Consider the following 968-nt stretch of genomic DNA (forward strand, 5'->3'; position numbering starts at 1 on the left):
CCTTCTTCGTAAATGTCGCCGGTACGCAAGCCTTGTTGCAGTACTTTTTGTACGGCGTTTTCAACTTGTTGCGCGCGTGCTTCGTCGTTCAGGCTGTAACGCAGTAACATGGCGAGAGACAATACGGTCGCCAGCGGATTGGCTTTATTTTGACCGGCAATGTCAGGAGCAGAGCCGTGAGACGGTTCGTACAGGCCTTTGCCGTTTTCGTCCAAAGAAGCGGAAGGCAGCATACCGATGGAGCCGGTCAGCATGGAGGCTTCGTCAGAGAGGATGTCGCCGAAGATGTTGCCGGTGGCAATCACGTCAAATTGTTTGGGCGCACGTACCAACTGCATGGCGGCATTGTCCACGTACATATGGGAAAGCTCGACGTCAGGGTATTGTTTACCGATTTCCTCAAAGACTTCGCGCCACAGTTCGGTGGTTTCCAAAACGTTGGCTTTGCCTACGGAGCAGACTTTTTTGCTGCGTTTTTGGGCGGATTGGAAGGCAACGTGGGCAATACGGCGGATTTCGCTTTCGCTGTATTTCATGGTGTTGTAACCTTCGCGTTCGCCGTTTTCTAAAACACGGATGCCACGCGGCTCGCCAAAGTAAATATCGCCGGTCAGTTCGCGTACGATAAGGATGTCGAGGCCGGCTACGATTTCCGGTTTCAGAGTGGAAGCATTGGCCAGCTCTTTATACAAAATGGCAGGGCGCAGGTTGGCAAACAGATTCAAGTCTTTACGGATGGCCAACAAGCCGCGTTCAGGGCGCAGCGGACGGTCGAGATTGTCGTATTGAGGAGAACCGACTGCACCAAGCAGAACCGCATCAGCTTTACGGCAAAGGTTTTGCGTGAATTCTGGATAAGGATGGCCGTATTCGTCATAGGCTTCGCCGCCTAAAGGTGCGTATTCGTAGCTGACATCCAAACCTTGTTCGATAAGTTTGTCGAGTACACGGACGGTTTCTGCAACGAT

At 52.3% G+C, this 968-nt stretch carries 1 protein-coding gene; it reads right to left on the reverse strand.

The genetic code is table 11. The annotated features are described in order from the left end of the window. A partial coding sequence (gene leuB, locus ACTHS3_RS14960) for a 3-isopropylmalate dehydrogenase (protein WP_440368364.1) occupies positions 1–968 on the reverse strand: 968 nt, incomplete at both ends.

The organism is Neisseria sp. P0009.S007 (assembly GCF_051962515.1).